Origin of the sequence: Brevundimonas sp., assembly GCF_032055285.1 — a bacterium.
Lineage (GTDB): Bacteria > Pseudomonadota > Alphaproteobacteria > Caulobacterales > Caulobacteraceae > Brevundimonas.
The window spans coordinates 322,874-349,833 of sequence record NZ_DAMBRE010000004.1; the positions used below are offsets into that span (position 1 = coordinate 322,874).

At 67.0% G+C, this 26,960-nt stretch carries 27 protein-coding genes and 1 tRNA gene; 13 read left to right on the forward strand and 15 right to left on the reverse strand.

Annotation, left to right across the window (positions count from 1 at the left end; translation table 11 throughout):
- Positions 1 to 3 precede the first annotated feature (3 nt).
- Positions 4 to 1,407 (reverse strand): cystathionine beta-synthase, encoded by a 1,404-nt coding sequence (locus RTY13_RS11940; RefSeq protein ID WP_312783676.1) that lies wholly within the window; start codon positions 1,405 to 1,407, stop codon positions 4 to 6.
- 114 nt (positions 1,408 to 1,521) lie between these two features.
- On the opposite strand from RTY13_RS11940, the gene rnr reads away from it, so the two are divergent.
- Genes rnr through RTY13_RS11955 form a run of 3 tightly spaced genes read left to right on the forward strand, consistent with a single transcriptional unit; the run spans position 1,522 to position 4,962 of the window.
- The gene (rnr, locus tag RTY13_RS11945; protein WP_312783678.1) at positions 1,522 to 3,837 is read left to right on the forward strand and encodes a ribonuclease R; all 2,316 of its coding nucleotides are present in this window, start codon (positions 1,522 to 1,524) and stop codon (positions 3,835 to 3,837) included.
- Complete coding sequence (locus tag RTY13_RS11950) at positions 3,834 to 4,544, forward strand: NUDIX hydrolase (RefSeq protein WP_409450307.1); 711 nt, start codon at positions 3,834 to 3,836, stop codon at positions 4,542 to 4,544. Before rnr ends, RTY13_RS11950 begins: the two co-directional genes overlap by 4 nt.
- 4 nt (positions 4,545 to 4,548) lie before the next feature.
- Positions 4,549 to 4,962, forward strand: coding sequence for a DUF5990 family protein (locus RTY13_RS11955; RefSeq protein WP_312783679.1), 414 nt, complete (start codon positions 4,549 to 4,551; stop codon positions 4,960 to 4,962).
- A 3-nt stretch (positions 4,963 to 4,965) separates the two neighbouring features.
- Here the strand turns inward: RTY13_RS11955 and RTY13_RS11960 are convergent, their stop codons facing one another.
- Positions 4,966 to 5,532 carry a hypothetical protein gene (locus tag RTY13_RS11960; RefSeq protein ID WP_312783680.1) on the reverse strand — a complete coding sequence of 189 codons (567 nt, stop codon included), beginning with the start codon at positions 5,530 to 5,532 and terminating at the stop codon, positions 4,966 to 4,968.
- Between the two features lie 126 nt (positions 5,533 to 5,658).
- On the opposite strand from RTY13_RS11960, the gene rpmG reads away from it, so the two are divergent.
- Positions 5,659 to 5,826 carry a 50S ribosomal protein L33 gene (gene rpmG, locus RTY13_RS11965; RefSeq protein WP_003164451.1) on the forward strand — a complete coding sequence of 56 codons (168 nt, stop codon included), beginning with the start codon at positions 5,659 to 5,661 and terminating at the stop codon, positions 5,824 to 5,826.
- 102 nt (positions 5,827 to 5,928) lie between these two features.
- On the opposite strand, the gene RTY13_RS11970 is transcribed toward rpmG, so the two are convergent.
- Both RTY13_RS11970 and RTY13_RS11975 read right to left on the reverse strand, forming a co-directional pair.
- Complete coding sequence (locus RTY13_RS11970; protein ID WP_312783681.1) at positions 5,929 to 7,293, reverse strand: PleD family two-component system response regulator; 1,365 nt, start codon at positions 7,291 to 7,293, stop codon at positions 5,929 to 5,931.
- Positions 7,294 to 7,299: 6 nt separating this feature from the next.
- A complete protein-coding gene (locus RTY13_RS11975; protein ID WP_184273318.1) occupies positions 7,300 to 7,665 on the reverse strand; it encodes a response regulator in 366 nt (121 codons plus the stop codon).
- A gap of 155 nt (positions 7,666 to 7,820) precedes the next feature.
- Here RTY13_RS11975 and RTY13_RS11980 point away from each other — a divergent pair, with 155 nt between their 5' ends.
- The 4 genes from RTY13_RS11980 to RTY13_RS11995 all read left to right on the forward strand — a co-directional run bounded on the left by RTY13_RS11980 (position 7,821) and on the right by RTY13_RS11995 (position 11,141).
- Positions 7,821 to 9,095, forward strand: coding sequence for a DNA polymerase IV (locus RTY13_RS11980; RefSeq protein ID WP_312783682.1), 1,275 nt, complete (start codon positions 7,821 to 7,823; stop codon positions 9,093 to 9,095).
- A 55-nt stretch (positions 9,096 to 9,150) separates the two neighbouring features.
- Positions 9,151 to 9,609 carry a RidA family protein gene (locus tag RTY13_RS11985; RefSeq protein ID WP_207826529.1) on the forward strand — a complete coding sequence of 153 codons (459 nt, stop codon included), beginning with the start codon at positions 9,151 to 9,153 and terminating at the stop codon, positions 9,607 to 9,609.
- Positions 9,606 to 10,751 (forward strand): GNAT family N-acetyltransferase, encoded by a 1,146-nt coding sequence (locus RTY13_RS11990; protein ID WP_312783683.1) that lies wholly within the window; start codon positions 9,606 to 9,608, stop codon positions 10,749 to 10,751. Before RTY13_RS11985 ends, RTY13_RS11990 begins: the two co-directional genes overlap by 4 nt.
- 84 nt (positions 10,752 to 10,835) lie before the next feature.
- Positions 10,836 to 11,141 (forward strand): CsbD family protein, encoded by a 306-nt coding sequence (locus tag RTY13_RS11995; RefSeq protein WP_312783685.1) that lies wholly within the window; start codon positions 10,836 to 10,838, stop codon positions 11,139 to 11,141.
- Between the two features lie 3 nt (positions 11,142 to 11,144).
- Here the strand turns inward: RTY13_RS11995 and RTY13_RS12000 are convergent, their stop codons facing one another.
- The 4 genes from RTY13_RS12000 to RTY13_RS12015 all read right to left on the reverse strand — a co-directional run bounded on the left by RTY13_RS12000 (position 11,145) and on the right by RTY13_RS12015 (position 15,115).
- Positions 11,145 to 11,720 carry a DUF4287 domain-containing protein gene (locus RTY13_RS12000; protein ID WP_312783687.1) on the reverse strand — a complete coding sequence of 192 codons (576 nt, stop codon included), beginning with the start codon at positions 11,718 to 11,720 and terminating at the stop codon, positions 11,145 to 11,147.
- A 100-nt stretch (positions 11,721 to 11,820) separates the two neighbouring features.
- Complete coding sequence (gene clpA / locus RTY13_RS12005) at positions 11,821 to 14,121, reverse strand: ATP-dependent Clp protease ATP-binding subunit ClpA (RefSeq protein ID WP_312783689.1); 2,301 nt, start codon at positions 14,119 to 14,121, stop codon at positions 11,821 to 11,823.
- Between the two features lie 12 nt (positions 14,122 to 14,133).
- A complete protein-coding gene (gene clpS, locus RTY13_RS12010) occupies positions 14,134 to 14,463 on the reverse strand; it encodes an ATP-dependent Clp protease adapter ClpS (protein WP_105564763.1) in 330 nt (109 codons plus the stop codon).
- Between the two features lie 181 nt (positions 14,464 to 14,644).
- A complete protein-coding gene (locus tag RTY13_RS12015; protein WP_207826524.1) occupies positions 14,645 to 15,115 on the reverse strand; it encodes a phasin family protein in 471 nt (156 codons plus the stop codon).
- 264 nt (positions 15,116 to 15,379) lie between these two features.
- On the opposite strand from RTY13_RS12015, the gene RTY13_RS12020 reads away from it, so the two are divergent.
- Positions 15,380 to 16,831 (forward strand): D-alanyl-D-alanine carboxypeptidase, encoded by a 1,452-nt coding sequence (locus RTY13_RS12020; RefSeq protein ID WP_312783692.1) that lies wholly within the window; start codon positions 15,380 to 15,382, stop codon positions 16,829 to 16,831.
- Here the strand turns inward: RTY13_RS12020 and RTY13_RS12025 are convergent.
- The gene (locus tag RTY13_RS12025) at positions 16,828 to 17,400 is read right to left on the reverse strand and encodes a DUF2239 family protein (protein ID WP_409450308.1); all 573 of its coding nucleotides are present in this window, start codon (positions 17,398 to 17,400) and stop codon (positions 16,828 to 16,830) included. The genes RTY13_RS12020 and RTY13_RS12025 overlap by 4 nt on opposite strands.
- A gap of 69 nt (positions 17,401 to 17,469) precedes the next feature.
- Complete coding sequence (locus tag RTY13_RS12030) at positions 17,470 to 17,826, reverse strand: phage holin family protein (protein WP_312783695.1); 357 nt, start codon at positions 17,824 to 17,826, stop codon at positions 17,470 to 17,472.
- A gap of 115 nt (positions 17,827 to 17,941) precedes the next feature.
- Here RTY13_RS12030 and RTY13_RS12035 point away from each other — a divergent pair, with 115 nt between their 5' ends.
- Complete coding sequence (locus RTY13_RS12035; protein ID WP_312783696.1) at positions 17,942 to 18,379, forward strand: HIT family protein; 438 nt, start codon at positions 17,942 to 17,944, stop codon at positions 18,377 to 18,379.
- Here the strand turns inward: RTY13_RS12035 and RTY13_RS12040 are convergent, their stop codons facing one another.
- Positions 18,380 to 18,730, reverse strand: coding sequence for a DMT family protein (locus RTY13_RS12040; RefSeq protein WP_312783697.1), 351 nt, complete (start codon positions 18,728 to 18,730; stop codon positions 18,380 to 18,382).
- 51 nt (positions 18,731 to 18,781) lie between these two features.
- Between RTY13_RS12040 and RTY13_RS12045 the strand changes: the two genes are divergently transcribed.
- Positions 18,782 to 18,856: transfer RNA gene (locus tag RTY13_RS12045), tRNA-Thr, on the forward strand.
- Between the two features lie 22 nt (positions 18,857 to 18,878).
- On the forward strand, positions 18,879 to 19,505 hold the full coding sequence (locus RTY13_RS12050; protein WP_312783699.1) for a TetR/AcrR family transcriptional regulator: 627 nt from the start codon (positions 18,879 to 18,881) through the stop codon (positions 19,503 to 19,505).
- Positions 19,506 to 19,645: 140 nt separating this feature from the next.
- On the opposite strand, the gene RTY13_RS12055 is transcribed toward RTY13_RS12050, so the two are convergent.
- Positions 19,646 to 21,529, reverse strand: coding sequence for a ferrous iron transporter B (locus RTY13_RS12055; protein WP_312783701.1), 1,884 nt, complete (start codon positions 21,527 to 21,529; stop codon positions 19,646 to 19,648).
- Positions 21,529 to 21,801, reverse strand: coding sequence for a FeoA family protein (locus RTY13_RS12060; protein ID WP_312783703.1), 273 nt, complete (start codon positions 21,799 to 21,801; stop codon positions 21,529 to 21,531). The genes RTY13_RS12055 and RTY13_RS12060 overlap by 1 nt, the downstream gene beginning before the upstream one ends.
- Positions 21,802 to 21,949: 148 nt before the next feature.
- Between RTY13_RS12060 and RTY13_RS12065 the strand changes: the two genes are divergently transcribed.
- Positions 21,950 to 22,483, forward strand: a complete 534-nt coding sequence (locus tag RTY13_RS12065) for a cytochrome c family protein (RefSeq protein ID WP_312783705.1) — start codon at positions 21,950 to 21,952, stop codon at positions 22,481 to 22,483.
- A gap of 19 nt (positions 22,484 to 22,502) precedes the next feature.
- Here the strand turns inward: RTY13_RS12065 and RTY13_RS12070 are convergent, their stop codons facing one another.
- Positions 22,503 to 25,736, reverse strand: coding sequence for an efflux RND transporter permease subunit (locus RTY13_RS12070; protein WP_312783812.1), 3,234 nt, complete (start codon positions 25,734 to 25,736; stop codon positions 22,503 to 22,505).
- Positions 25,736 to 26,875 carry an efflux RND transporter periplasmic adaptor subunit gene (locus RTY13_RS12075; RefSeq protein WP_312783707.1) on the reverse strand — a complete coding sequence of 380 codons (1,140 nt, stop codon included), beginning with the start codon at positions 26,873 to 26,875 and terminating at the stop codon, positions 25,736 to 25,738. Before RTY13_RS12075 ends, RTY13_RS12070 begins: the two co-directional genes overlap by 1 nt.
- Positions 26,876 to 26,960: the final 85 nt, after the last annotated feature.

Genomic DNA, 26,960 nt, shown 5'->3' on the forward strand with positions numbered 1-26,960 from the left:
GGCCTATCGGTTCAGGCTGAGGTGGTTGATCAGGTCGGTACGGGCGATCAGGCCGACGAAGGTCTCGCCGTCCAGGACGATGGCCACGCGGTCGCGGTCGAAGATCGGGATCAGGGCGTCCAGCGTCTCGCTGACCTGCAGGGTGTCCAGATCGCGCGTCATGGCCGAAGACACCGGCTTGGCGAAGCGTTCCTTACGGGTGATCTCGTCGGTGTTCATGATGTGGACGATGTCGCTCTCGTCCAGGATGCCGACCAGGCGGCCGTCCTGAATGACCGGCAGTTGCGACACGCCGTCGCCCTTCATGCGCTTGAACGCCGTGTCCAGGGTGTCGTCGGGTCCGATCACCACCACGTCGCCGTTGGCGTATTTGCGCGTGATCAGGTCCGACAGGTCGCCGTGCATCTCGCGCTGGGTCAGGCCCTGATCGGCCAGCCAGGCGTCGTTGTAGACCTTGGACAGGTACTTGGCGCCAGTGTCGCAGACGAAGGTCACGACCCGCTTCGGCTCGGTCTGCTCGCGGCACCAACGCAGGGCCGTGGCGATCAGGGTGCCCGACGACGACCCCGCCAGGATGCCTTCCTTCAGCAGCAGGTCGCGCACCGTGGCGATCGCCTCTGAGTCCGGGATGGAATAGGCCACGTCGATCAGGTCGGCGTCGGCGGTGTCGGGCATGAAGTTCTGACCGATGCCCTCGACCGAATAGCTGCCGTCCGGTCCGGCCACGCCTTCGTTGATCAGACCGGCCAGGGCCGAGCCGACCGGGTCGGCCAGGATGATCTTGGCCTTCGAGCCCTGCGACTTGAAGTATTGGGCGTTGCCCGTAATCGTCCCGCCCGAGCCGATGCCGGCGACGAAGGCGTCGATATCGCCGTCCATCTGCTCGAAGATCTCTGGGCCAGTCGTCTTGAAGTGGGCGGCGGCGTTGGCGTCGTTGGCGAACTGGTTGACGAAATAGCCGCCCGGAATCTGCTGGGCCAGACGCTCGGCCATGTCGGTATAGTACTCGGGGTGGCCGTGCGGCACGTCCGAGCGGGTCAGACGGACGTCGGCGCCCATGGCGCGCAGGTGCTGGATCTTCTCCTTCGACATCTTGTCGGGAATGACCAACAGGACCTTGTAGCCCTTCTGCTTGCCAACCAGGGTCAGGGCCAGGCCGGTGTTGCCCGCCGTCGCCTCGACGATGGTGCCGCCCGGCTTCAGCCAGCCGGCCTTCTCGGCCGCCTCGATCATCGACAGGGCGATGCGGTCCTTGATGGAGCCTCCCGGGTTCTGGCTCTCCAGCTTGAGGAACAGACGGCAGGGGCCGGTGTCGATCCGCGTCACCTCGACCATGGGCGTCTTGCCGATCAGGTCCAGCAGCGTGCCGACAGGGCGGAACAGGACGGGGGCGTCGGACATCGACATGCGGAAGGCTCCGGGAAAGGCGTGTTCAGGGGCGAAAGCTGGGCGTCGCGGGCTTCGCGGTCAACTCACGCAAGTTTTCACCCATTTGGCCCGAAGCGCATTACATAGGACGCAATGACCAAGACGCCGAAACGCCCCGCCGCGGGCCTGCCCGACAAAGACACCCTGATCGCCTTCCTGCGCGAAGCCGGCGAAGCCGAGAAGGCCGACATCGCCCGCGCCTTCGGATTGAAGGGCGTGGAACGCCGCCAGCTGCGCGAGATGCTGAAGACGCTGGAGGCCGAACGCGCCCTGGGCAAACGCGGCCGCAAGGGCTTTTCCGAGGCCGGCGCCCTGCCCCCCGTCGGCGTGGTCGATGTCGTGGATCGCGACGCGGACGGCGAACTATACGTCGAACTGGTCAAGGGCGGCGAGGACGCGCCGCGCGCCCTGCTGTTGCCGGACCGCGAGGGCAAGGCGCCGGCGCCCGGCCTGGGCGATCGCCTGCTGGTCAAGTTCGCGCGCGGCGCCGAGGGCTGGGAGGCGCGCCTGGTCAAGCGGCTGGACGCCGGAACCAACCGCGTCCTGGGCGTTATCCGCAAGTCGGCGCGCGAAACCCGCGTCGAGCCGGTCGACAAGCGCTCCAAGGACGTGCTGCTGATCCCCTCGGCGGTGGCGGGCGGCCTGCGCGACGGCGACCTGGTCCTGGCCTCGATCGAAAAGGGCGACCACCGCTACGGCCCCAAGCGCGGCAAGATCCTCGAGACCATCGGCCGCGAGGACGATCCCCGCGCCGCCTCGATCATCGCTATCCACGCCCACGGCCTGCCGACCGGCTTCTCGGACCTGGTCGAGCGCGAGGCCGAGGATCAGGCCCTGCCGACGCTCAAAGGGCGCGAGGACCTGCGCGAGGTGCCCTTCATCACCATCGACCCCGCCGACGCCCGCGACCACGACGACGCCGTCTACGCCGAGCGCGACACCGACCCGAAGAACGAGGGCGGCTGGATCGTCTGGGTCGCCATCGCCGACGTCGCCGCCTACGTCCGTCCCGGCTCGGCGCTGGACCGCGAGGCCCGCGACAAGGGCAACTCGACCTACTTCCCCGACCGCGTCGAGCCCATGCTGCCGGAAGTCCTGTCCAACGGCCTGTGCAGCCTGAAACAGGGCGAGAACCGCGCCTGCATGGCCGTGCGCATGATCTTCGACAAGGACGGCAAGAAGACGGGGCACAAGTTCATGCGCGGCCTGATGCGATCTCAGGCCAAGCTGTCCTACGAACAGGCCCAGTCCGCCATCGACGGCCAGCAGGATGATGTGACGGGTCCGATCATGGACGCCATCCTCTATCCTTTGTGGAACGCCTATTCGACCATGCTGAAGGGCCGCGAGCGCCGCAGCCCCCTGGCCATCGAAAGCCCCGAACGTCGCGTCATCATGGCCCCCGGCGGCGGCATCGCCGCCATCGAACCGCGCAAGTCGCTGGAGGCCCACCGCCTGATCGAAGAAATGATGATCCAGGCCAACGTCTGCGCCGCCGAGACGCTGGAGAAGACGCGTACGCCTCTGATCTATCGCGTCCACGAAACGCCCAGCCAGGAGAAGATCTTCAACCTGGCCGACTTCCTGCACACCATCGGCAAGCCCTGGAACAAGGGCGAAGCGCCGAACACCAAGCGGTTCAACAAGCTGCTGGACGAGACCCGCGACGGCCCGCACGCCGAGGTGGTCAACGAGGTGGTCCTTCGCACCCAGATGCAGGCCATCTACTCGCCTGACAACGTCGGCCACTTCGGACTGCACCTGGACCGCTACGCCCACTTCACCTCGCCGATCCGACGTTATTCGGACCTGATCGTGCACCGCGGCCTGATCCGCGGCCTGAACCTGGGCTCGGACGGCCTGACGGACCGCGAGATCGCCGAACTGGACGGCATCGCCGAGCACGTCACCGAAACCGAGCGCCGCTCGATGGCCGCAGAGCGCGACGCCATGGACCGCTACATCGCCGCCTTCCTGGAGGACCACGTCGGCGCGACCTTCACCGGGCGCATCACCGGCGTGACGCGCTTCGGCCTCTTCATCCGGCTGGACGAGACAGGCGCCGACGGTCTGGTTCCCGTATCCTCGCTGGGCAACGAATATTTCACCCACGACGATCGCGCCCATGCCCTGATCGGCGAGCGCACGGGCCAGCGCTACACCTTGGGCCGGCGCGTCGAGGTGCGCCTGGCCGAGGCCACGCCGGTCACCGGCGGTCTGGTGCTGGAGATGCTGTCCGACCCCGAACCGCGCGATCCCAATGCTCCCGCGCCGCGCTACGGCGTCCGGGGACGCGGCGGCGACCGCCCGCCGATGCGCGGAAAAGGCCGCCCCGGCGGTCCCAAGCCTCGCAACGGCGGCAAGCCGTCAGGCGGGCTGAAAGGGGTGCGCAAGGGCAAGCGGCGGTGAAGCCCCCCGCCCCCTTCGACGCCGCTCAGGACCTGGCCGACGCCCCGCGTACGGGCGGCGGCCAGAGGCCCAAGGACGCCGCCACCCTGATCCTGACGCGCGGCGGCGACCGCCCTGAGGTGCTGATGGGCCGGCGTGCGCCGGGCCACGTCTTCATGGCGTCCAAATGGGTCTTCCCCGGCGGCCGCATCGACCGCTCCGACTTCACCGCCGCCTCGACCGGCGAACTGTCGTCCGACGTCGCGCGGCGGCTGGAGGCGGAAATGCCTGCCCGTCGCGCCCGCGCCCTGGCCCTGACCGCCGTGCGCGAGACATTCGAGGAAACCGGCCTGATCCTGGGCCGAACCGCGCCTCCCGCCTCCGTCGCCGGTCCGTGGCGGGACTATCGTCAGGCGGGCGCCCTGCCCGACCTGTCGGTCCTGTCCTATGTGGCGCGCGCCATTACGCCGCCGGGGCGCACCCGCCGCTTCGACGCCCGATTCTTCATGGCGCCGGTCGAGGCCCTGCGCGACCCCGATCGGATCGAGGGCTCCGGCGAACTGGACGAGATCGCCTGGCTGCCGCTGGACGAGGCGCAGAGCCTGGACCTGCCCGCCATCACCCGCTTCGTCCTGGGCGAGATGGCAGAGCGCCTGCCCCATCCCGACCGCCCCCTGCCCTTCGTGCGCATGGTGCGCGGCCGTCACGTGGTCGAACACAGGGACTGACGCCGTGGGCCAGCAGACCATCACCCTGCGCCTGACGATCAATGATCCCGTGCCGGGCGTCTGCTACAGCCTACAGGGCAAGGACGGCGAGCCCATCGACGCCGTCACCGCCACGGAGGCCCCGCTGTCGCTGGACGTGCCCGTCACGCTGAACGACGACGCTCGCCTGACCGGCCCCTTCGTGCGGCGCGAGGGCCCAACACGCCGCTTCGTCTATATCGGCATCGGAACCCATGCAGGCTTTCCCGGCCCGACATGGAGCCGCCGCGCCAAAATCGACATCCACGACATCCCCGCCGATCTGCTGCAGGCCGCCCGCCACGGCCGCATACTGGAAGTTCGCCTGCCGGGTCGAGCCAAGGACGGCGGCCCGGCCTGCGCCACCGTCCGCCCGCTGACGCCGTGGGAGGCTCTCTAGGCCCTACTGTGCGACCGGCTTCGTCAGGTCGAACTCGACCCGGAAATGGCGGTTGGGACGGCGCAGTTCATAGGCGAACATATGCCGAGGATGGATCTCCATCGCCCAGACGTTGGTGGTCGAGACCGAGGCGTTGTTGGCGTTGAACAGGTCGATGGATTCCTGATCCACCGGGAACTCCTGCCGTTCGGCCGTGCCGGCGCCCGCCGTGTCGCCGCCGTACCAGTGCAGGGTGTCGGTCGTGCCGTCGTCGTGGCGATGATCATGCTTTAGCCGCAGGCCGGTGGCCGTGCGTTTGACGACCCAGGTGCGCGAGCGGTCCGCGCCGACCCAGAAAGGAATGCGAATCTCTTCGGCCGAGCAGTCGCGGACGTGCATCAGCAGCCTCTGGCTGGCGAAATCCGAATCGGCGGCGTCCATGGTGACCACCCTGCCCTCGAATCTCTGGCCGCACAGGGCGCTCAGATTCTTGAAGAAGGCGTCCTGGGGCGTGTCCGCCCGCGCCGAAGCAGGCAGGGAAAACAGGGTCAGGGCGGCGGCCGCGAGGGCGATCGAGGTCAAGGCTTTCATTTCATCACCCTACCCGTTAGGAGCCTTTCCTCAACGCGACATCGCGGGCGTTGACTTTGGTCTGCGTCTGAGTATGTTCCGCGCCTCTCGTTTCATGCGGCTTTCGCCGTCGCAAAGGTAATTCCGATGGCCAAACCGGCTTCCATCAAGATCCGCCTGAACTCCACCGCTGACACCGGCTTCTTCTACGTCACCAAGAAGAACGCCCGTACGATGACCGAAAAGATGGTCGTCAAGAAGTACGACCCCGTCGTCCGCAAGCACGTCGAGTTCAAGGAAGGCAAGATCAAGTAAGGGCTTAACCGCCTGAGCCACTGGCTCGCTTGACTGCAGAATTCGAAACGCCCGGCTTTTCAGCCGGGCGTTTTTCGTTGCGTGATTAGCCGAGGAAACGGCTCAAGCCGCGCGGGCGACGACCTTGTTGCGTCCAGAAGCCTTGGCCTCATAGACGCCCTCGTCCGCCCGCTTCAACAAGGATTCCGGCGTATCCTCCGCCCCTGTCGTGGCGGCCACGCCGACAGAGACAGTGACGTTCAGGTGCGCCTGGCCGTCCATGACACGGAAGGGGGCGGCCCCCACGTCGCGTCGGATTCGCTCGGCGATGCGGTGGGCGTCCTCCAGCGTCGTGCCCGGCATGACCACCACGAACTCCTCGCCGCCGAATCGGCACGGCAGGTCCACGGCGCGCACATTGGTCGCCAGACGCACCGAGAACTCGCGCAGCACCTCGTCGCCAGCGTCGTGGCCGAATCCATCGTTGACCGCCTTGAAGTGGTCGATGTCCAGAACCAGCACCGCCACCGGCTCGCTGCCACGATTGGTGCGCGCCACAAGGGCCTGAAGCTGATTCGTCATGTAGCGCCGGTTGTGCAGTCCGGTCAGGGCGTCGGTGACGGCCATTTCCAGACTGTGATCCAGCTTCTCGCGCAGGAAATCGCCATAGCGCTTGCGCCGCACCTGGGTCCGCACCCGCGCCGACAGCTCTTCGGGATCCACCGGCCGGGTCAGGAGATCATTGGCCCCCAGATCCAGCGCCTTCAACAGCCGCGGTCGATCCTGCGAATCAACCAAGGCCAGAATCGGCAGCCGCCGTGTCGGCTCCTTGGAACGGGCCTGGGCGATCAGGCGCAAGCCGTCGAAGCCATCCGAGGTCACATTGACAATCATCAGATCGACGGGACCGCGCGCGGCCTCCAGCGCCGCCGCCGGATCGGCCTCGATCAAGGGACGATGTTCGACCGCCAGTTCCTGGGCCACCTTGGCGGCCTGCAGGGCGTTGTCGTCCACCACCAGGACACGCCCGCCCGAGCCCTTCAGACGCGCCACGCCGGCGGTGTCGACGCCGACGCGCCGTCCGCTCTCCTCGCGCTCGCGCAGTTCATCCATGACCATCTTCAGTCGGGTCAGGCTCTTGACCCGCGCCATCAGGATCACGTCGTCCAGAGGCTTGGTCAGGAAGTCGTCGGCGCCCGATCCCAGCCCCTTGATCCGGTCATGTCGCCCGTCCAGCGCCGTCACCAGAACCACCGGGATATGGCGGGTCCTGGCATCGTCCTTGAGCCGACGGCAGGTCTCAAACCCGTCCATCCCGGGCATCATGACGTCGAGAAGGATCAGGTCCGGCTGCTCGGACGTGGCCAGGGCGATGGCCGTCAGCCCGTCGCCGCAGGTCAGGACGTCATAGTATTCAATGGTCAGCTTGGCTTCGAGCAGTCGGACATTGGTCTCGACGTCGTCCACGACCAGGATGCGCGCGCTCATGCCGCCCTACCCCAGATGTTTGCGGATCGTCTCGAGGAACGACACCACCGAAATGGGTTTGGAGATATAGGCCTCGCAACCACCCTGCCTGATCCGCTCCTCATCACCCTTCATGGCGAAGGCTGTAACGGCGATGACGGGGATGTGGTTCAGCTCTTCATCGTCCTTGAGCCACTTGGTCACTTCCAGCCCCGAAATCTCGGGCAACTGAATGTCCATCAGGATCAGGTCCGGGCGATGCTGGCGCGCAATGGCCAGCGCCTGCAGCCCTTCGCGGGTCTGCAGGGTCTCGTAGCCCTGGGAATCGAGCAGATCATGAAAAAGCTTCATGTTCAGCTCGTTATCCTCGACGATGAGGACTTTCTTGGACATCCGCCACCCGGCTGTTTCGCCAACAAATCGCGCTGTTGCGCAGGGCTTTTCGCCTTCTTCGGATGCACAGTGGGCCGCGCAGTCTTAAGTTGAAGTGAAGCTGCCCTTTCTCATTGCGCCATCGTGCTTCGCACTGAGCACCGACGGAGTTCCACTTGGCCCTGAAGGCCGTTTGCCGCGACTGTCTGTGGACCGGCGACCGCAAGGTCGAGCGGTGCCCTTCGTGCGCCTCGCGCCGGGTCATCGGCCATGACGAACTGGGCAACCTGACCATCGCCCACCTGGACTGCGACGCCTTCTACGCCTCAGTCGAGAAGCGCGACCGCCCCGAACTGCGCGACAAGCCGGTCATCATCGGCGGCGGCAAGCGCGGGGTGGTCTCGACCGCCTGCTATGTCGCCCGCCTGCACGGCGTCGGCTCGGCCATGCCCATGTACAAGGCGCTGAAGGCCTGTCCCGACGCTGTCGTCATCAAGCCTGACTTTCGCAAATACGCGGCCGAGAGCGAGCGCATCTTCGGCGCGGTGGGCAAGCTGACGCCCCTGGTCCAGACCCTGTCGCTGGACGAGGCCTGGATCGACCTGTCGGGCACGGAACGCCTCAATGGCGGCCCGCCGGCCTTCCAGTTGGTCCGCCTTCAGAAATGGATCGAGGACGAAACCGGCCTGAGCGTCTCCATCGGCCTGGCCCCCAACCGCTTCCTCGCCAAGATCGCCTCAGAGCTGGACAAGCCGCGCGGCTTTTCGGTCATCGGCTCCGCCGAGGCCAAGGGCCTGCTGGCGTCGCGCCCGGTCAGCATCCTGCCCGGTGTCGGGCCGGTGTTCGGGCGCACCCTGCGCTCGGACGGCTTCGCCACGGTCGGCGATCTGGCCGCCGCCGACGTCAAGGATCTGGTGCGGCGCTACGGCGAGACGGGTCTGCGGCTCTACGACCTCAGCCACGCCCGCGACGCCCGCCCGGTGCGGCCCGACCACGACCGGCGCGGCATGAGCGCCGAGACCACCTTCAACGACGATCTGACCAATGTCGAAGATCTGGAGGCCGAGCTGTGGCCCCTGTGCGAGAAGCTGGCCTCCAAGGCGCGGCGTGACGGCGTGGCCAGCCGCGTGGTGGTGCTGAAGCTGCGCAAGGCCGACTTCAGGATCGTCACCCGCCGCATCACCCTGGCCGAGCCGGTGCAGACGGCGCGGGTGCTGTTTTCGGCTGGACGCGACCTGCTGAAACCCGAGCTGGGCGAGCCCTATCGTCTGATCGGCATCGGCCTGGCCGAGATCGCCGAGGCGAGCGCCGCCCCCGCCGGCCTGTTCGCCACCGCCGAGACGCGCGCGCTGAAGACCGAGACCGCCATCGACGCCCTGCGTGAGAAATTCGGCGCCGCCGCCGTGGTCGCGGGGCGCGCCCTGAAAAGCGGGATGAAGAAGCCCGGATGACGCGGCCCGCCCGGCGCGCTACACCCCGCCCGAACCCCTCAACGGAGTCTCCGACATGAGCATCCACGCCCGCATCGCCGAACTCGGCATCACCCTGCCCGAGCCCGCCAAGCCGGTCGCCAGCTACGTTTCCTACGTCCGCACCGGTAACCAGATCCTGATCTCGGGCCAGCTGTCGAACGACGCCAACGGCGGCATCAAGGGCACCGTCGGCGTCGACGTGACCCCGGAACAGGCTGCCGAGGCCGCTCGCCTGTGCGGCATCAACCTGCTGGCCCAGATCAACGCCGCCGTCGACGGCGACCTGGATCGCGTGGTCCGCATCGTCAAGCTGGGCGCCTTCGTCCAGGCCGGCCCGGACTTCGAAGCCATCCCCGCCGTCGTCAACGGTTGCTCGGACCTGATGGTCCAGGTCTTCGGCGACGCGGGCAAGCACGCCCGTTCGGCCGTCGGCGTCTACAAGCTGCCGCTCGGCTTCGCCGTGGAAATCGACGCCATCATCGAGGTGAAGTGAGCTTCACGCTCCAGGTCAACGACGGGATCGCCGCGATAGGCCGGGACGCGTGGGACGCCTGCGCGGCCCCGACCGGCGATCCCTTCGTCTCCTATGACTTCCTGCACGCCTGCGAGGCGTCCGGCAGCGCCGTCCCGTCCCAGGGCTGGGCGGCGCGCCACCTGTCCCTGCATGACGAAGACGGCGCCGTGATCGGCGTCATGCCCCTCTATCTGAAGGGCCACAGTCAGGGCGAATACGTCTTCGACCACAGTTGGGCCGACGCCTATCAGCGCGCCGGCGGCCGCTACTACCCCAAGCTTCTGGGCGCCGTGCCCTTCACGCCCGCGACAGGACCGCGCTTCCTCAACGCGCCCGGCACGGACGAAGCCACAGTGCGCGAGACTCTGCTGCAAGGCGCCCTGACCCTGGTCGAGCGCCTGGGCGTCTCGTCCCTGCACGTCAACTTCCCGACCGAGCCGGAATGGCGCGCCATGACCGAGGCGGGCCTGCTGCCGCGCCGCGACATCCAGTTCATCTGGCGCAACGACGGCTACCAGAGCTTCGATGACTTCCTCGCCGCTCTGTCGTCCAATCGGCGCAAGACCATCCGGCGCGAGCGGCGCGAGGCCCAGGCGGGTCTCGACATCCGCGTCCTGACCGGCGCCGAGATCACCGAGGCCCACTGGGACGCCTTTTTCGCCTTCTACATGGACACCGGCGACCGCAAATGGGGCCGCCCCTATCTGACGCGTGACTTCTTCGCCCGCGTTGGCGCCAACATGGCCGACCGCATCGCCCTGGTCATGGCCTTCCGGGACGGAACGCCCATCGCGGGCGCTTTGAACTTCATTGGCCGCGACGCCCTCTACGGCCGCCAGTGGGGCGCGCTGGAGGAGGTGCCGTTCCTCCATTTCGAGCTCTGCTACTATCAGGCCATTGACTTTGCCATTTCGCGCGGCCTGTCCCGCGTCGAGGCGGGAGCCCAGGGCGAGCACAAGATCGCACGCGGCTACCTGCCCTCCCCCGTCTATTCCGCCCACTGGATCGCCGACCCGGCGCTGCGCGATCCCGTCGCTCGCTACCTCGACAACGAGCGCCCGGCGGTCGAGGCGGAGATGGAAGCCATGACGGCCGACCTGTCGCCCTATCGCCGCACCTGATGTCGCATCGCGATATGCTGCGGAACTTGCGGCGCCGCGGTACGCTTCCAATGTGAGTCTCCTCCTCACATTTCAGGGATCACCATGACCGATCAACGTATCGAAGGCGTCGCGACGGAACTGAAGGGCAAGGCCCAGGGCGGCATCGGTCGCCTGACCGGCGACAGCAGGCTGCAAGTCGAAGGCAGGCTGAACGAGGTGAAGGGCAAGGCCTTGAACGCCTATGGTCGGGTCATCGACGGTTTGGACGGCATGGTCGACAAGGCCCCCGCCGATCTTCAGGAACCCGCGCGCAAGGGCCTGGACTTCGCCCGTCGCAAACCCCTGCTGACCACCGGAATCCTAGCCGGAGCCGCGATCCTGCTCGGTAGCCTGGGCCGCAAGCGCTAAAACTCAACCGAACTCGGCCGCCTGTGCGAACAGGCGGCCGAGTTCGGCGTCCACCTGCTCGACTGCATCCAGTTCGACCGTGGCCGTCAGCCGCTCGGACCAGCTCTCGCGCCGCGCCGACGACGACAGGCGTGGCGAAGCCTCAGCCGCCAGCTTCAATCCCAGCAGAGCCCGTCCGCCCTTCAGCGGACGCATGGCCGCGAACTGCACGCTGCGCGAGAAGGACGTGTAGCCCTTACGCTGACCCGCGATGACGCCGTCAACGCCGTCTGCAACGCGCTCGACCGCTTCGAGAATGGCCAGCGACGCCGGGTCCTTCCACAGAGCCGCGCGCAAGGCCTCGGGCTCGTCCCAACCGGGACCGTCGGCGGGGCGACAGGCGTCCAGAATCTGCGCCGCGTGGTTCTGACCCACGCCGTATTCCGCTTTCAGCCAGGCGGCTTGGGCGCGCGGCGCGGTCTCGGGACAGGTCTTCATGATGGCGACCCAGTCGGCCAGCGGCTTGCCGGTCTTCTTCTCCAGATTGGCCTGAACCGTGGCGAACCACTTCTTCTGCCGCTCGGTCAGCACTGCGGTCATGATCCGCCCCCTCCGTTTGCCCGGACCATGCCCCTGCCCGCGCCAAAGAAAAAGACCCGGGCGTTTCCACCCGGGTCTCCAACTTCAAACCTGAACGAAATCAGGCTGTTTCTTCTTCCTCTTCCTTCACCGCCGCGCCCTTGGTCGGGGTGATGTCGAAGGCGATCTTGCCGTCCTTCAGCTCGACCTTCACGTGTCCGCCGCGGGTCAGGCGGCCGAACAGGATGTCGTCGGCCAGCGGCTTCTTGATGTGCTCCTGAATGACGCGGGCCAGGGGCCGTGCGCCATACAGTTCGTCGAAGCCGTTCTTGGCCAGCCAGTCTGTCGCCTCGTCGGTCAGCTCGATGGTGATGTTGCGGTCCGCCAACTGGGCGTCCAGCTGCATCATGAACTTGCCGACCACCGAACGGATCGTCTCGGCGCCCAGCGGCTTGAAGGCCACGATGGCGTCCAGGCGGTTGCGGAACTCCGGCGCGAACAGGCGCTGGATGGCCTTGTCGTCCTCGCCCTCGACCTTGCCCCGGCCGAAGCCGATGGAGGCGCGGGCGTTGTCGGCGGCCCCGGCGTTGGTGGTCATGATCAGGATGACGTTCCTGAAATCGACCTTCTTGCCGACCGCGTCGGTCAGGGTCCCGTTGTCCATCACCTGCAGCAGGATGTTGTAGACGTCGGGGTGGGCCTTCTCGATCTCGTCCAGCAGCACCACCGAGTGCGGATGCTGGTCGACGGCGTCGGTCAGCAGGCCGCCCTGGTCATGGCCGACATAGCCCGGAGGCGCGCCGATCAGACGGCTGACCGTGTGGCGCTCCATGTATTCGGACATGTCGAAGCGCTGCATCTCGATGCCAAGCGTGGCGGCGAGTTGCTTGGCCACCTCGGTCTTGCCGACGCCGGTGGGGCCGCTGAACAGGAAGGCGCCGATGGGCTTGTTCGGGTCGCGCAGACCCGCCCGCGCCAGCTTCATCGCCGCCGAGACCTGGTCGATGGCCTGTTCCTGGCCATAGACGACGCGCTTCAGATCGGATTCCAGTTCACGGAGGGATTCCGTGTCCGACTTGCTGACCGACTTCGGCGGGATGCGGGCCATCTTGGCGATGACGGCCTCGACCTCACGCTGGCCGATGACCTTCTTGCGCTTGGATTCCGGCAGCAGCATCTGCGACGCCCCTGCCTCGTCGATCACGTCGATGGCCTTGTCCGGCAGCTTGCGGTCGGTGATGTAGCGGGCCGACAGGTCAACCGCCGTGCGAATGGCCGAGTCCGTGTAGCGCAGCTTGTGATGGGTCTCGTAGGTCGTCTTCAGACCCTTGAGGATCTTCACCGTGTCCTCGATCGTCGGCTCGTTGACATCGATCTTCTGGAAGCGCCGCACCAGGGCGCGGTCCTTCTCGAAGTGCTGGCGATATTCCTTGTAGGTGGTCGAGCCCATGCAGCGCAGGCTGCCCGAGGCCAGGGCCGGCTTCAGCAGGTTGGAGGCGTCCATGGCCCCGCCCGAGGTCGCCCCGGCGCCGATCACCGTGTGGATCTCGTCGATGAACAGGACCGCGTTCTCGTGCGTCTCCAGTTCCTTGACGACCTGCTTCAGACGCTCCTCGAAATCACCGCGATAGCGGGTGCCGGCCAGCAGAGCCCCCATGTCGAGCGAGTAGATGGTGGCGTCCTTCAGGACCTCAGGCACCTCGCCGTTGACGATCTTGCGGGCCAGGCCCTCGGCGATGGCGGTCTTGCCGACGCCCGGATCGCCGACCAGCAGCGGATTGTTCTTGGTCCGGCGGCACAGGATCTGGATCGAGCGCTCGACCTCGGCCTGGCGACCGATCAGGGGGTCGATCTTGCCGTGCCGCGCCTTCTCGTTCAGGTCGACGCAATAGGCTTCCAGCGCCTCTCCGCCGGATTTCACGGCGGCGGCGTCCTCGGCCTCCTCGGGCGAGCCCTTGGCCGGACGGGTCTCGGTCGCACCCGGCTTCTTGGCGATGCCGTGGGCGATGAAGTTGACCGCGTCATAGCGCGTCATGTCCTGCTCTTGCAGGAAGTAGGCGGCGTGGCTTTCGCGTTCCGAGAAGATGGCGACCAGGACATTGGCGCCCGTCACCTCTTCGCGGCCCGACGACTGGACATGGATGACCGCGCGCTGGATCACGCGCTGGAAACCGGCCGTGGGCTTGGCGTCGTCGCCGTCGGCCGTGGCCAGGGCGGCCAGGTCGTTGTCGACATAGAGGGTCAGCGCCGTCTTCAGCGCGCCGAGATCGACGTTGCAGGCCGTCATGACCGCCGACGCATCCGTGTCGTCGATCAGGGCCAGCAGCAGATGTTCAAGCGTGGCGTATTCGTGCCGACGCTCGTTCGCGTAATGGACCGCGCGGTGCAGGGTCTCTTCGAGAGGACGAGAAAAGGAGGGCATGGGAAGATCCTCTCAGTCTTTTTCCATCGTGCATTGCAGAGGGTGCTGGTGACGGCGCGCCGTCTCGACCACCTGGGCGACCTTGGTTTCGGCCACTTCGTAGGTGAAGACGCCACAGACCCCGACGCCATGCTGGTGCACGTGCAGCATGATGCGGGTCGCGTCTTCCCGGCTCTTCTGGAAGAACCGTTCCAGCACATAGATGACGAACTCCATCGGCGTGTAGTCGTCATTCAGGATCAGCACTCGATAAAGCGAGGGCCGCTGAAGCTTCGGCTTTGTCTCGGTGACGACGGCGGCGCCTGCGCCTCCGCCTTGTTCACCTGGCCGTCTGGTAGGCATTCGTTGTCCGTCTTCGGGGGGAGTCGATGGATCAGATAGGTGATGATGGCCTGATTTGTAGAGGCGTCCAGTCACGCGTTGCGTGAACGGCCGACTTGCCGCACCCGGAGCGGCGCCGGACGCAAAAAGGCCCCGGCGTTTCCGCCGGGGCCTGATTGTACGCTACAAAAGATCGTCCGGCTTAGCGGGCGGCCTGGAAGCTCTCGACGGTCGCGGTGACGCGCTCGTTGATCGGCTTGAAGCTGTCCTTCACCGAGGCGGTGAAGATCTCGGTCGTCTTGCCGAACTGGGCCAGATAGGCCTCGGCGGCCGACTTGGCCCACGAGGTCTGCAGTTCGACCAGTTCCTGAACCGAGCGGGCCTGGCTGATCGACTGGGCGGCGGCGACGCCGTCTTCCCAGGACTTCTTCGAGAAGGCGATGGCTTCCTGCGACAGAGCCTCGGCGCCCTTCTGGGCGGCGGCGGCCGACTCGACGACGGCCTCAAGGTTCTTCTTGCCGTGAGCGTTCAGCTCGGTCAGCGAAGCGACAGACTTGTCCACGCCTTCGCGGAAGGCCTTGGCGCCAGCGGCCTGGATGGATTCAGCCTGGGCTTTCGCCTTGGCGGTGGTCTGTTCGACGGTCTTCTTAACAGTCTCTGCGGCGTCAGCCATGGGGACTCTCCTGAAGCGATGAGGGGTTTCGCGACGAACGGGTCCATCGCGACAACGGCCATATGGTGCAAGTGCGAAATGACTTCAAGTGAATTTTGTGCGATGCAACATATAAACACCGATCACCTGCGCGCGCAGGTGCGATCACAACTCCGTTGACGGCTTGTTAACCCTCTCGAAACCCCCGCGACGGATGTTAGCTTTTGTAAAGCGCGGTGATCAGGGTCGTCTTCGCGCCACAGTGACGAGGCTAGTAGATTGACCATGAACGCTGCATTCCGCCGTCGCTTCCTGGCCGCCCTTGTTCTGGGCGGCGTGGTCCTAACGCCCGCCCTCGGCGCGCCGCCGCCGGTCGCGCAATCCTCGGACAACTCGCGCTACGCCTCCATCGTGGTCGATGCGGCTTCGGGCGAGGTGCTGTTCTCGCGCTTCGCCGACGCCCGGCGCTATCCGGCTTCGATCACCAAGGTCATGACCCTGTATCTGGTCTTCGAGGCGCTAGAGTCCGGCAAGGTCAAGCTGACCGACAACCTCACCGTCTCGCCGCGCGCCGCTTCGCAGCCGCCGTCGAAACTGGGCCTGGCCGCCGGCCAGTCGATCAGCCTGGACGACGCCATGAAGGCCACGGCGGTCCGCAGCGCCAACGACATGGCCGTGGTCCTGGCCGAACACATCGGCGGGTCCGAGGCCCAGTTCACTGCCCGGATGACGGCCAAGGCCCGCGAGCTGGGCATGGATCATACCCGTTTCACCACCGCCAACGGCCTGCCCGACACGCGCCAGGCGACGACCGCCCGCGACCTGTCGATCCTGAGCCGTGCGGTGATGCGCGACTACCCGCAATACTACCGCTACCTCGGCCTGCACGACTGGTTCTACAACGGTCGCGACTACCGCAACACCAACGGCCTGCTGGCCACGGGCCGCGGCTATGACGGCATCAAGACCGGCTTCACCAACGCCTCAGGCTACAACCTCGCCGCCTCTTCGGTGCGCGACGGCAAGCGGATCATCACCATCGTCATGGGCGGCCGCTCGACCGCCAGCCGCAACGCCCACGTGGCCGAGCTGATGGACACAGGCTTCGAGGTCCAGCGTCGCCGCAGCCAGGGCGAGCGTATCCAGGTGGCTCAGGCCTTCTTCGAGCAGCGCGGCTACGGCATCAGCGCCGATCCCAATCCTCCGGTCGAATACGCCTCAGCTTCGGACGACGACGGGGAAGGCATGGGCTCGACCGCCGTGGCCTATGTCGCCGGCCCGCCGCCCGCCAGCCTGCCGACCGAGGTGACGCCGCCGCCCTCGGCCCGCGCCGCCGCCCCTGCCCCGCGCGCCGTTACGCCGCGCACCACAGCGCCGGTTCAACGCGCCGAGACCCGCACGCCCGAAAACCTGACCGCATCGCTCAATGGCGGATCGACGACGACGGCGCGACGCGCTTCATCCACCGCCACGCCAACGCGCGAAACCGCCCGCGCGCCCGCCGGCCGCTGGACGGTTCAGGTCGGCGCCTTCCGCGAGGAAGCCGTCGCCCGCGACTGGCTGAACGACGTCAGCCGCCGCTTCCGCACCCAGTTCACCGACGCCCAGCGCGACGTTCAGAACGCCAACGGCTGGTATCGCTCGCGCTTCACCGGCATGACCGAAGCCGCCGCTCAGGCCGCCTGCGAGACTCTGAGCGAACGTCGCGTCACCTGCATGGTCATCCGCCCCAGCTAGGCGTCCCTGCCCTGACTGTTGCGCCAGCTTCCCTCGGCCAGACGCCGGGCGTAGTCGCGCACGTCTGACGGCCAGACCTCGATCGCCGCGTCGAAGGCGACCCAATCGCCCGCGAACAGCATCCGCGTCGCCTCTTCATATCCGGGCTGATCGCCGGCCGCGGCGGTCATGAAGCGATAGGCGGCCTCGCGACTGCGGCGTACGCGATCCGGCCCCTCGGCTTCGCGCAGAGCGTTCTCGACCAGCTTACGCAGCGCGACCGAAGCCCCCCCCGGCTGGGACGCCAGCCAGTCCCAATGACGCGGCAACAGGGTGACTTCGCGCGCCGTGACTCCCAGCCTCGGGCGTCCCGGGCCGCGCTTCTCGACAGCCTCGACCGGCAGACGCGCCAGCACAGCCGCCAGATCGCCGCGCAGATCGAACTCCATCGGCCGGGCGTCGGCATCGTCAAATATCAGGACCGTCTCGCCCGCATCATGCGCCGCCTTGACCGCCGCCATGACCTCAGACGGCGCGCCCGAAGCGATCAGACGATTTCCGGCAAAGGCGGTGCAGGTTGCAGAGGGCATCATCAGCTCCTTGAAGGTCGCTATGATTTACCCGGATAAAATATCCGCGTCAATATTACCCGGATTTATTCAGCGCACACGCTCGCCCTCACCGAACAGGGAGGCCGCGAGCCAGCTGACCACGCCCGTCACAATGGCCGCCCCGATCCCGGCCCACAGACCGTTGACCGAGAACCCGCCCAGGAACCAGGCCGTCAGTCCGATCATCGCCGCGTTCACCACCAGCAGGAACAGGCCCAGGGTCACGATGGTCAGCGGCAGGGTCAGGATCACCATGATCGGCCGCACGATGGCGTTGACCAGACCGAGGATCACCGCAGCCGCGACCAACGATCCCGTAGAGGTGAAGTCCACCCCTGGCACGACCTTGGCCGACAACCACAGCCCCAGGGCGGTGACGACCGCCTGAACGATGAAACGCAGCATGGAAAGCAATCTCCGTGAACCTTGACCATATAGTGCGTCAGATCGCGTTTCGCTCCCGTGCGAAATCCGCCCCGCCCTGCTAGCCTTCCGTGGACACCTCTGACGGAGCCTCCCCATGAGCCTTCACGGCGCCTACGACCCCGACAACATCTTCGCCAAGATCCTGCGCGGCGAGATCCCCAGCGTGAAGGTGTGGGAAGACGACGACGTCCTGGCCTTCATGGACGTCTTTCCCCAGTCCGAGGGCCACGTCCTGGTGGTGTCCAAGACCTCGACGGCCCGCAACCTGCTGGAGATCGAGCCGGAAGTCCTCGCCAAGCTGACCGCCGCCGTCCAGCGCACCGCCCGTGCAGTAGAGAAGGCGCTGAAGCCCGAGGGTCTCAGCCTTATGCAGTTCAACGGCGAGGCCGGAGGCCAGACCGTTTTCCATCTGCATTTCCACATCGTTCCGCGCTGGGCCGACCGCGCCATGAAGGGCCACGGCCATGCGCCGATGGCCGACGCCGAACACCTCAAGGCCCTGGCCGCGCGGATCGCCGCCGAGCTCGACTGACTACAGCGGCCCCTTGAAGATGAAGAAGGCCCCGCCCGCGATCAGCGCAAAGCCGACCAGATGGTTCAAGGTCAGCTTCTCGCCAAGGTAGGCCACCGAGAAGACGGCGAAGACCAGCAGGGTGATCACCTCCTGCATGGTCTTCAGCTCGGCCGCCGAATAGACCTGATGGCCGATGCGGTTGGCGGGCACAGCCAGACAATATTCAAAGAAGGCGATCCCCCAGCTCAGGATCACCACGATCCACAGCGGCTTGGACCCGAATTTCAGATGGCCGTACCAGGCGAAGGTCATGAAGACGTTCGACAGGGCCAACAGAAGGATCGGCGTGAGATAGGGCGTCATCGGCATGGGCGGACTGTGCTTGCGTCCTGACGATTCCACCAGCATAAGGCGCGCAACGCCGGATTAGCACAGTGGTAGTGCAGCGGTTTTGTAAACCGAAGGTCGCGGGTTCAAATCCTGCATCCGGCACCACTTCTTCTGGCCGCCTCCTCCCATGTCCGAGACGACCAACAAGCTGGGCCACAAGATCGGGACGCGCGGCGCGCGGACCCGCCGGGCCATTCTCGACGCCCTGCGCGAGCTGCTGAACCACAAGCACCTGGGCGAGATCCGCGCCGCCGACGTGGCTCTGGCGGCGGGCGTCTCGGCGCCGACCTTCTACACCTACTTCAAGTCGGTAGAGGAAGGCCTGCTGATCCTCTGCGAAGAGGCCGGCGAGGACTTCCAGCGACTGGCCCGGCACATTCACGCCGACTGGACCGCCGACCGCGCCTTCGAATCCGTGCGCGCCTATGTGCTGGAGGTCCTGGCTCTGTGGAATGACCACGGGCCGGTGCTGCGGGTCGAGCACATGCTGGCCGACAAGGGCGAGCCGGGCTTCGCCGAAAGCCGCATCAAGCGCATGCGCCGTCTGCACCTGGCGCTGGAACGCCGCATCGCCCAGGCCAAGGCCAACGGCGCACATCCCGCAGGACTGAGCCCGCGTCTGACATCTTACGAAACCGCCAACCTGGTGGAATCCGTCGCCGCCGGCTTCGCCCTGATGCGCCGCGCCGACACGCCCGAGGCCATCGTGGATACGACGGCGCATATCGTCGTGAAACTGACGACGGGACGCTGACTTTTCCTCCCCACTTCGTGGGGAGGTGGCGCGGCGGCGAAGCCGACGTGACGGAGGGGCGCTGCGAGCCAAAGCTCAACCAAACCCCTCCACCGCTTCGCGGTCCCCCTCCGCACGAGGTGGCGAGGAGATATCTGCCTTCAGCCCCCGCCCAGCGCCACGGCGACGTGATAGACGACGAAGGCCGCCAGATAGGCCAGGCCGAACAGATAGCCGACCATGATCATGGTCCACTTCATCGAGCCGGTCTCGCGACGGACCACGCCCAGGGTGGGCAGGCATTGCGGCGCGAAGACGTACCAGGCCAGGAAGGCCAGGCCCGTGGCTAGCGACCAGTCGGCCGACAGGACCGAGGCCAGGGCGCCGACGTTCTCTTCGGCGCCGGCGATCGAATAGACCGTGCCAAGCACAGCCACGGCGACCTCGCGCGCCGCCATGCCGGGGACCAGGGCCACCACCATCTGCCAGCTGAAGCCGATGGGGGCGAAGATGGGCTCCAGCGCCTTGCCGATCATGCCGGCGAAGGAATAGTCGATGGCCGGTCCCGTCGCCCCTTCGGGCGGATAGGGGAAGGTCGACAGCGCCCAGACGATGACCATCAGCGGCAGGATGATCTTGCCCGCGCGGCGGATGAAGATCTTGGCCCGCAGCCACAGATTGAACAGGACGCTCTTGATGTCGGGGATCTTGTAGGCCGGCAACTCCATCATGAAGGGCTCGACCGCGCCGCGCCAGAAGACCCGGCGGATCACCAGCGAGACCAGAAGCGCGCTGACGATGCCCGCCGCATAGAGGCCGAACATCACCAGCCCCTGCAGGCTGGCCCAGCCCCAGACGGTCTCGTTCGGAATGAAGGCGGCGATGATCAGGGTGTAGACCGGAATGCGCGCCGAGCAGGTCATCAGCGGCGCGATCAGGATGGTGGTCAGGCGGTCGCGCTTCGCCTCGATCACCCGCGTGGCCATGATGCCCGGAATGGCGCAGGCGAAGCTGGACAGCAGAGGGATGAAGGCGCGGCCGTGCAACCCCGCCCCGCCCATGATCTTGTCCATCAGGAAGGCGGCGCGGGCCATGTAGCCGAAGTCTTCCAGCACGATGATGAACAGGAAGATGATCAGGATCTGCGGCAGGAAGACCAGGACGCTGCCGACCCCGCCGATCAGACCATCGACGATCAGGCTCTGCAACAGGCCGGTGAAACCCTGATCCGGCAGGACCGTGGCCACCCAGCCGCCGACCAGGGCGAAGAAGGCCTCGATGCCGTCCATCGCGGGCGTGGCCCAGGTGAAGACCGCCTGGAACATGACGAAAAGGATGGCCAGGAGAATGGCCAGACCGGCGACGGGGTGCAGCAGGACGCTGTCGATCTTGCCGGTCAGGGTGTCGGGCCGCTCGGGCGGGCGCACGCAGGCCTTCATGATGCGCTCGGCCTCGCGGTGGGCGTCGCGGATTTCGGCGGCGGACGGGGCGTGCCACTCGCTGCGGGTCTCGCCCACGGCCTGATCGGCCTGGGCCTGGGCGGCGGCGACCAGTTCGGCGATACCGCGCTTGCGTGTCGCCACCGTCGTGACCACCGGCGCGCCGATCTCGGCCGACAGCTTCTCCAGGTCAATGCGCAGGCCCTGACGCTGGGCGATGTCGAACATGTTGAGGGCCAGCACCATCGGGCGGCCGACCTGCTTCAGCTCCAGCGCCAGACGCAGCACCAGACGCAGGTTGGTGGCGTCGGCGACGCAGACCACCACGTCCGGCGGGGTCTCGCCCGGCAGGGCGCCGAGGACGGCGTCGCGGGTGACTTCCTCGTCCAGGCTGCGGGCGCGCAGGGAATAGGTGCCCGGCAGGTCCAGCACCGACAGGGTGCGGCCGTCGGCGGCATGGATGCGCCCCTCTTTGCGTTCCACCGTGACGCCGGCGTAGTTGGCGACCTTCTGATGGGCGCCGGTCAGGGCGTTGAACAGGGCGGTCTTGCCGCTGTTGGGATTGCCGACGAGTGCTATGCGCGCGGTGCGAACGGCCATGTCCATCAGGCGTCTCCCCCATCCAGACGGATGGTCAGGCTGGCGGCCTCGTGCCGGCGCAGGGCCACGCGCATGTCGTCAACCTTCATGGCGATGGGGTCGCGACCGAACAGGCCCTCGTGCAGCAGCTCGACACGCGCGCCCTCGACGAAGCCCAGTTCCAGCAGGCGGCGCTCCAGCTCGATCTCATGGTCCTGATGGTGGCAATGCGTGCCGACCTGGACAATGACGCCGCGATCGCCGCGGCGGGCCTGGCTGAGTTTGATGGTGTCGGTCATGGCGCTCATTACGACGGCGCCCGGCGCCGCTCACATTTGTTGACAGCGATTATCAGGCGCGAAGACCCTGCGTCCAGTATTGATAACCGTCGGCGCTGAGACCAAATGCCCATCGGCGATCCTGGCGGCATGGCCTATGAAGGCCGTCATGCGCAGCCTTCTCGCCCTGTCCGCCGCCCTTATCGCTCCCCTGGCCCTCGTGGCCTGTGGAGACGCCTCCACGTCCGCCGCCGATGAAGCGCCCAAGGCCCCGCCCCCGCCCGCGCCAACCGAGGCTGAAAAGGTCGCCATGCTGGCCGCCCTGCCCGCCCCCTACGACGCCGGCGATCTGGAGAACGGCCGTCGCGCCTTCGCCCGGTGTCGTTCGTGCCACACCATTACGCCGGGCGGCCCGAACATGGCGGGTCCGAACCTTTACGGCGTCTTCGGCCGCCAGGCAGGGGCTCTGGACAAGTATGGCTACTCCCACGCCCTGCGGTCGGCGGGCTTCACCTGGGACGCCGACAAGCTGGATCACTGGCTGGAAAACCCCCGGACCTTCCTGCCCGGCAACAAGATGACCTTCGCTGGCCTGCGCGACGCCACGGACCGCCGCGACGTCATCGCCTTCCTGAAGATGGAAACGGGCTACAAGCCGGAAACGACAGAGGCCGCCGCTGCCGCGACGGCCCCCGCTTCCTGATCGTTAGACCAGAGCAGACTTAACCCGGGCTCATGTCCGGGGTCTTGCCGTCGGCGATCTCCTGGGCCTCCCACTCCTCGATCTTGCGAGCCGTGTATTCCGGCGACCGGGTGAAGCGCGCCAGCACGCCATAGATGACCGGGACCACGAACAGGGTCAGCATGGTGGCGAACATCGCCCCGGTGAAGATCACCACGCCGATGGTCTGGCGGCTGCCGGCGCCCGCGCCTTGCCACAGCACCAGCGGCAGGGCGCCGAAGGCCGTAGCGATCGATGTCATGATGATCGGGCGCAGGCGAAGCGAAGAGGACTCGATGATCGCCTCGCGGATCGTCCGCCCCTGATCCCGAAGCTGGTTGGCGAACTCGACGATCAGGATGCCGTTCTTGGCCGCCACCCCGATTAGGATGATCAGGCCGATCTGGCTGTAGATGTTCAGGCTGGAGCCCGCCATCAACAGGCCGAACAGCCCGCCCGCCGCCGCCAGGGGCACGGTCAGCATGATGACCGCCGGGGTGATCCAGCTCTCGAACTGGGCCGCCAGCACCAGGAAGACCAGCAACAGGGCCAGGGCGAAGGCCCAACCCACGGCGCTGCCCGCCTCCTGCTGGTCACGCGCGGCGCCGCCCCAGCGGATGGTGGCCAGACCTTGCGGCTGCTTGGCGACCTCGGCGTTGAGGAAGGCCACGGCGTCGTCGATGGTGGTGCCGGGGTTCAGGTCAGCCTGCAGGGTGATGGCCCGCTGCCGGTCCAGACGGCGACGATCAGGCGTGTCGCCGGACGTCTGGGTCGTGACCACCGCCGACAGCGGCACCAGTTGGCCCGCGCCGGTCGAGACATAGAGAGCCTCGAGGTCCGCCACGCCGCGCCGGTTCTCGCGGTCGGTCTGCAGGATGACGTCGTATTCCTGACCGCCCTTGATGTAGGTGGTGGCGCGACGCGACCCGAACATGGTCTCGAGCGCGCGGCCGATCTGCTGCGACGACACGCCAAGCGCCGCCGCCTTCTGCGGATCGACATCCACCAGCAGACGCGGGGCGTTAGGTTCATAGTTGAGACGCGGCCGCGACAGACCCGGGTTTTCGAGCGCCGCCGCCAGAATGGGCTGCAGCCAGTTGTAGAGCGGACCGTATTCCGAGCCCGTCACGATCATCTCGACCGAGTTGGAGTTGCCGCCGCCGCGCTGGAAGGCGCCAGGGGTCGAGGCGTTGACCTGGGCGTCGGTCTGGCCGCGCAGCTTGCCGTTCAGTTCCTGAGCGATCTCGTCCGCCGAACGCTCGCGCTCGGACCAGTCGGCCAAATTCAGAACCGCGCTGCCCGAGCTGAAGCCCGAACCGCCGAAACCGGGCGCGGAGATCAGGAAGTTGGCCGCCTCGCCGCTGTCCCGGTACTCGGCCAGGATGGGCTCCAGGCCCAGCATGATCTTGCGCGTATAGTCGAAGCCCGCGCCTTCCGGGCCGGCGATGCGCAGGGTCACGCGGCCCCGGTCCTCGTTCGGCACCAGTTCATTGGGCAGATGGAGGAAGATGCCCGTCGCCCCGGCCGCGACCAGAACAATCAGACCCACCACTCCGCCCACGGCGATGCGACGGCCCAGCAAGGCGTCCAGAGAGTTGGCATAGGAGGTCTTCAGCGCATCCATGGCCCGGTCGACGTGACGCGCCACCCAGCCGCCGGTGTGAGCCGGCTTCAGGATCTTCGACGCCAGCATGGGCGACAGGCTGAGCGCCAGGAAGGCCGAGAAGGCCACGGCCGCGGCGATGGCCGCCGCCAGCTCGACGAACAGACGGCCGACGTATCCTGGCAGGAACAGCAGGGGCGCGAACACCGACAGCAGGACCACGGTCGTCGCCACGACGGCGAAGAAGACCTGACGCGCGCCGCGCTCGGCGGCGATCAGCGGCGGCTCGCCGTGGTCCAGACGGCGCTGGATGTTCTCGACCACGACGATGGCGTCATCGACGACCAGGCCGATGGCCAGCACCAGGGCCAGCAGGGTCAAAAGGTTCAGCGAGAAGCCGAGCGGCGCCAGGACGATGAAGGTCGCCAGAAGGCAGATCGGCGCCACCACCGAGGGGATGACCGCCGCCCGCAGGCTGCCCAGGAAGATGAAGTTGACCAGGGCCACCAGGGCCATCGAAATGCCGATGGTGATCCAGACTTCGTCGATGGCGTGCGAGGTGAAGACCGAGTTGTCGGACCCGACCTCCAGCGTCGTGCCGGGCGGCAAGGTCGGCGTGACCTGCTCCATCAGCGCGCGCGCGCCCTCAGAAATGGCCAGGTCGTTGGACTGGGCCTGACGCGTAATGGCCAGACCGATCTGATCGACGCCATTGCCCCGGAACAGGCGGCGATCTTCGGCCGGCGCCTCCTCGATCTTGGCGATGTCGCCCAGCCGCGTGACATAGGCGGCGTTGCCGAGGAGAGCGCCCGTCACGCCGTTGGTCATGGCCGTTGTGGCGGCCGCCAGAGTGCCCGAACTTTGCGCGCCCGTGGCCGTCGAAGCCGATCCGCGCGTGCCGATCGGCAGTTGGGCGAAGTCGGCGGGCCGCGAATAGGTGCGGGCCACGCGGACCGTGTAGTCCTTCTGCGCCGACTCCAGCGAGCCGGCGGGTAGCTCGACGTTCTGGTTGGTCAGCGCGGTTTCGACATCGGCGACCGTCAGACCGCGCGCTGCCATGGCGGCGGCGTCCAGCCAGATCCGCATGGCGTAGCGTTGCTCGCCGAAGATATTGACTTGGGCCACGCCGGGCACGGTGGCGAAGCGGTCCACCAGATAGCGATCAGCGTAATCCGTCAGCTCCATGCGGTTCATGGTCGTGGACCGCAGGAACATGATCATGATCGGCTGACTGTCGGAGTCGGCCTTGGCCACTTCCGGCGGGTCCGCCTGATCCGGCAGACGCCCCTGTACGCGTGAGACCCGGTCACGCACGTCATTGGCGGCGTCGTCGATGTTGCGGTCCAGCGAGAACTCGATGTTGACGCTGGAACGGCCGTCGCGGCTGGTCGAGTTGATGCGCTCCACGCCCTGGATGCCGGCGATCTGCTGCTCGATCGGCTCGGTGATCCGGCTTTCAATGACCTCGGCCGAGGCGCCGGCGTAGCTGGTGCTGACCGAGACCACCGGCGGATCGACGTCCGGCAGTTCGCGCACCGGCAGGAAGAAGAAGGCCGCCAGGCCGATGACGCACAGAACAATGGCCCCCACCGCCGCGAAGACGGGACGGCGGACCGAAACATCGGACAGCATCATTGGCGGGCCGCCGGAGCCGCGTTCGCGCCGCCCTTCTTGCCGCCGGCCCCGCCGACCGTGACGGGCGCGCCCGGCTGGATGCGATTCAGGCCCGAGGCGACGACGCGGTCATTGTTGTCCAGACCCGACAAGATCTCGACGAAGCCGCCTTCGACAGCGCCTGTCTGCACCTCGACGCGCTGGGCGGTCGTGCCGTTCTCGCCGCGTGCAATGCGATAGACGAAGGCGCCCTGGCCTTCATACTGAACGGCGGCCTCGGGCACCGACAGGCTCTGGCGGCGGCCCTGATGCACGGCGACGCGCATCATCATGCCGGGGCGGATGCGATTGCCGGGGTTGGCGAACTCGGCGCGGGCGATGACGGCGCGGGTCTGCTCGTTGACGCGCGTGTCCAGCAGGGCGATGCGGCCCGAAACGGTTTCGTCAGCATAGGCGTCCGCGGTGGCGCTCAACGGCGTTCCGACCTGCAGCACGCCCAGATAGCGTTCAGGCAGCGGAAAATCGACGCGAATGGCGCTGGTGTCGTCCAGGGTGGTGATGACGGCTCCGGGCGAGATCAGCGTACCCGGCGTCACCGTCGTCAGGCCCAGAACCCCGGCGAAGGGCGCGCGCAACACGCGGTCGCCGCGACGAGCTTCCGAAGCCGCAACGGCGGCGCGGGCGGTCTGCAGGGCGGTTTCAGCGGTCTCGGCGGTGACCCGCGGCGCGACGCCGCGTTCAGCCAGAATCTTGAAGCGGTCGTACTCGCGCTGGGCCTGGGCCAGTTGCGCGCGGGCCTGGATCAGGTCGGCGTCTTCCTCGCGCGCCTGCAGCTCGACCAGAGGCGCGCCGGCGGCGACGCGCTGGCCGTCGGTGAACATGACGCGCGTGATCAGCTCAGTCGTGTTGGAGGTGATGTTGACCGAGCGCTTGCTGCGGGCCACGCCCAGGACCCGGATCTGATCGGCGAATTCACGCGGCGCAACGATCGCCTCGGCCACCGCCTGGCCGCGTCCGCCGCCAGGGCCGCCTCGACCGCCAGGCCCGCCGGAGCCGCCCTTGCTATCGTCAGCCAAGGTGATCTTCAGGACCGCCGCCAGGACCATGAGCCCGACCAGACACGCCGCCGCGATAATGAAAAAGTGGCGTTTGAACACGCGACGCAATCTCCCCGACTACCAGCGGTCCCGCTTAGCGGGTCATGGCCGTTACGCAAATAAAGTATCTGTAACGTCGGGCTAT

Bases quoted from the DNA above. Each gene is read 5' to 3' on its own strand.
- RTY13_RS11940 (WP_312783676.1), bottom strand. From the start codon at position 1,407: ATGTCGATGTCCGACGCCCCCGTCCTGTTCCGCCCTGTCGGCACGCTG.
- rnr (WP_312783678.1), top strand. From the start codon at position 1,522: ATGACCAAGACGCCGAAACGCCCCGCCGCGGGCCTGCCCGACAAAGAC.
- RTY13_RS11960 (WP_312783680.1), bottom strand. From the start codon at position 5,532: ATGAAAGCCTTGACCTCGATCGCCCTCGCGGCCGCCGCCCTGACCCTG.
- rpmG (WP_003164451.1), top strand. From the start codon at position 5,659: ATGGCCAAACCGGCTTCCATCAAGATCCGCCTGAACTCCACCGCTGAC.
- RTY13_RS11970 (WP_312783681.1), bottom strand. From the start codon at position 7,293: ATGAGCGCGCGCATCCTGGTCGTGGACGACGTCGAGACCAATGTCCGA.
- RTY13_RS11975 (WP_184273318.1), bottom strand. From the start codon at position 7,665: ATGTCCAAGAAAGTCCTCATCGTCGAGGATAACGAGCTGAACATGAAG.
- RTY13_RS11985 (WP_207826529.1), top strand. From the start codon at position 9,151: ATGAGCATCCACGCCCGCATCGCCGAACTCGGCATCACCCTGCCCGAG.
- RTY13_RS11995 (WP_312783685.1), top strand. From the start codon at position 10,836: ATGACCGATCAACGTATCGAAGGCGTCGCGACGGAACTGAAGGGCAAG.
- RTY13_RS12000 (WP_312783687.1), bottom strand. From the start codon at position 11,720: ATGACCGCAGTGCTGACCGAGCGGCAGAAGAAGTGGTTCGCCACGGTT.
- clpA (WP_312783689.1), bottom strand. From the start codon at position 14,121: ATGCCCTCCTTTTCTCGTCCTCTCGAAGAGACCCTGCACCGCGCGGTC.
- clpS (WP_105564763.1), bottom strand. From the start codon at position 14,463: ATGCCTACCAGACGGCCAGGTGAACAAGGCGGAGGCGCAGGCGCCGCC.
- RTY13_RS12015 (WP_207826524.1), bottom strand. From the start codon at position 15,115: ATGGCTGACGCCGCAGAGACTGTTAAGAAGACCGTCGAACAGACCACC.
- RTY13_RS12020 (WP_312783692.1), top strand. From the start codon at position 15,380: ATGAACGCTGCATTCCGCCGTCGCTTCCTGGCCGCCCTTGTTCTGGGC.
- RTY13_RS12025 (WP_409450308.1), bottom strand. From the start codon at position 17,400: ATGCCCTCTGCAACCTGCACCGCCTTTGCCGGAAATCGTCTGATCGCT.
- RTY13_RS12030 (WP_312783695.1), bottom strand. From the start codon at position 17,826: ATGCTGCGTTTCATCGTTCAGGCGGTCGTCACCGCCCTGGGGCTGTGG.
- RTY13_RS12035 (WP_312783696.1), top strand. From the start codon at position 17,942: ATGAGCCTTCACGGCGCCTACGACCCCGACAACATCTTCGCCAAGATC.
- RTY13_RS12040 (WP_312783697.1), bottom strand. From the start codon at position 18,730: ATGCCGATGACGCCCTATCTCACGCCGATCCTTCTGTTGGCCCTGTCG.
- RTY13_RS12050 (WP_312783699.1), top strand. From the start codon at position 18,879: ATGTCCGAGACGACCAACAAGCTGGGCCACAAGATCGGGACGCGCGGC.
- RTY13_RS12055 (WP_312783701.1), bottom strand. From the start codon at position 21,529: ATGGACATGGCCGTTCGCACCGCGCGCATAGCACTCGTCGGCAATCCC.
- RTY13_RS12060 (WP_312783703.1), bottom strand. From the start codon at position 21,801: ATGACCGACACCATCAAACTCAGCCAGGCCCGCCGCGGCGATCGCGGC.
- RTY13_RS12065 (WP_312783705.1), top strand. From the start codon at position 21,950: ATGCGCAGCCTTCTCGCCCTGTCCGCCGCCCTTATCGCTCCCCTGGCC.
- RTY13_RS12070 (WP_312783812.1), bottom strand. From the start codon at position 25,736: ATGCTGTCCGATGTTTCGGTCCGCCGTCCCGTCTTCGCGGCGGTGGGG.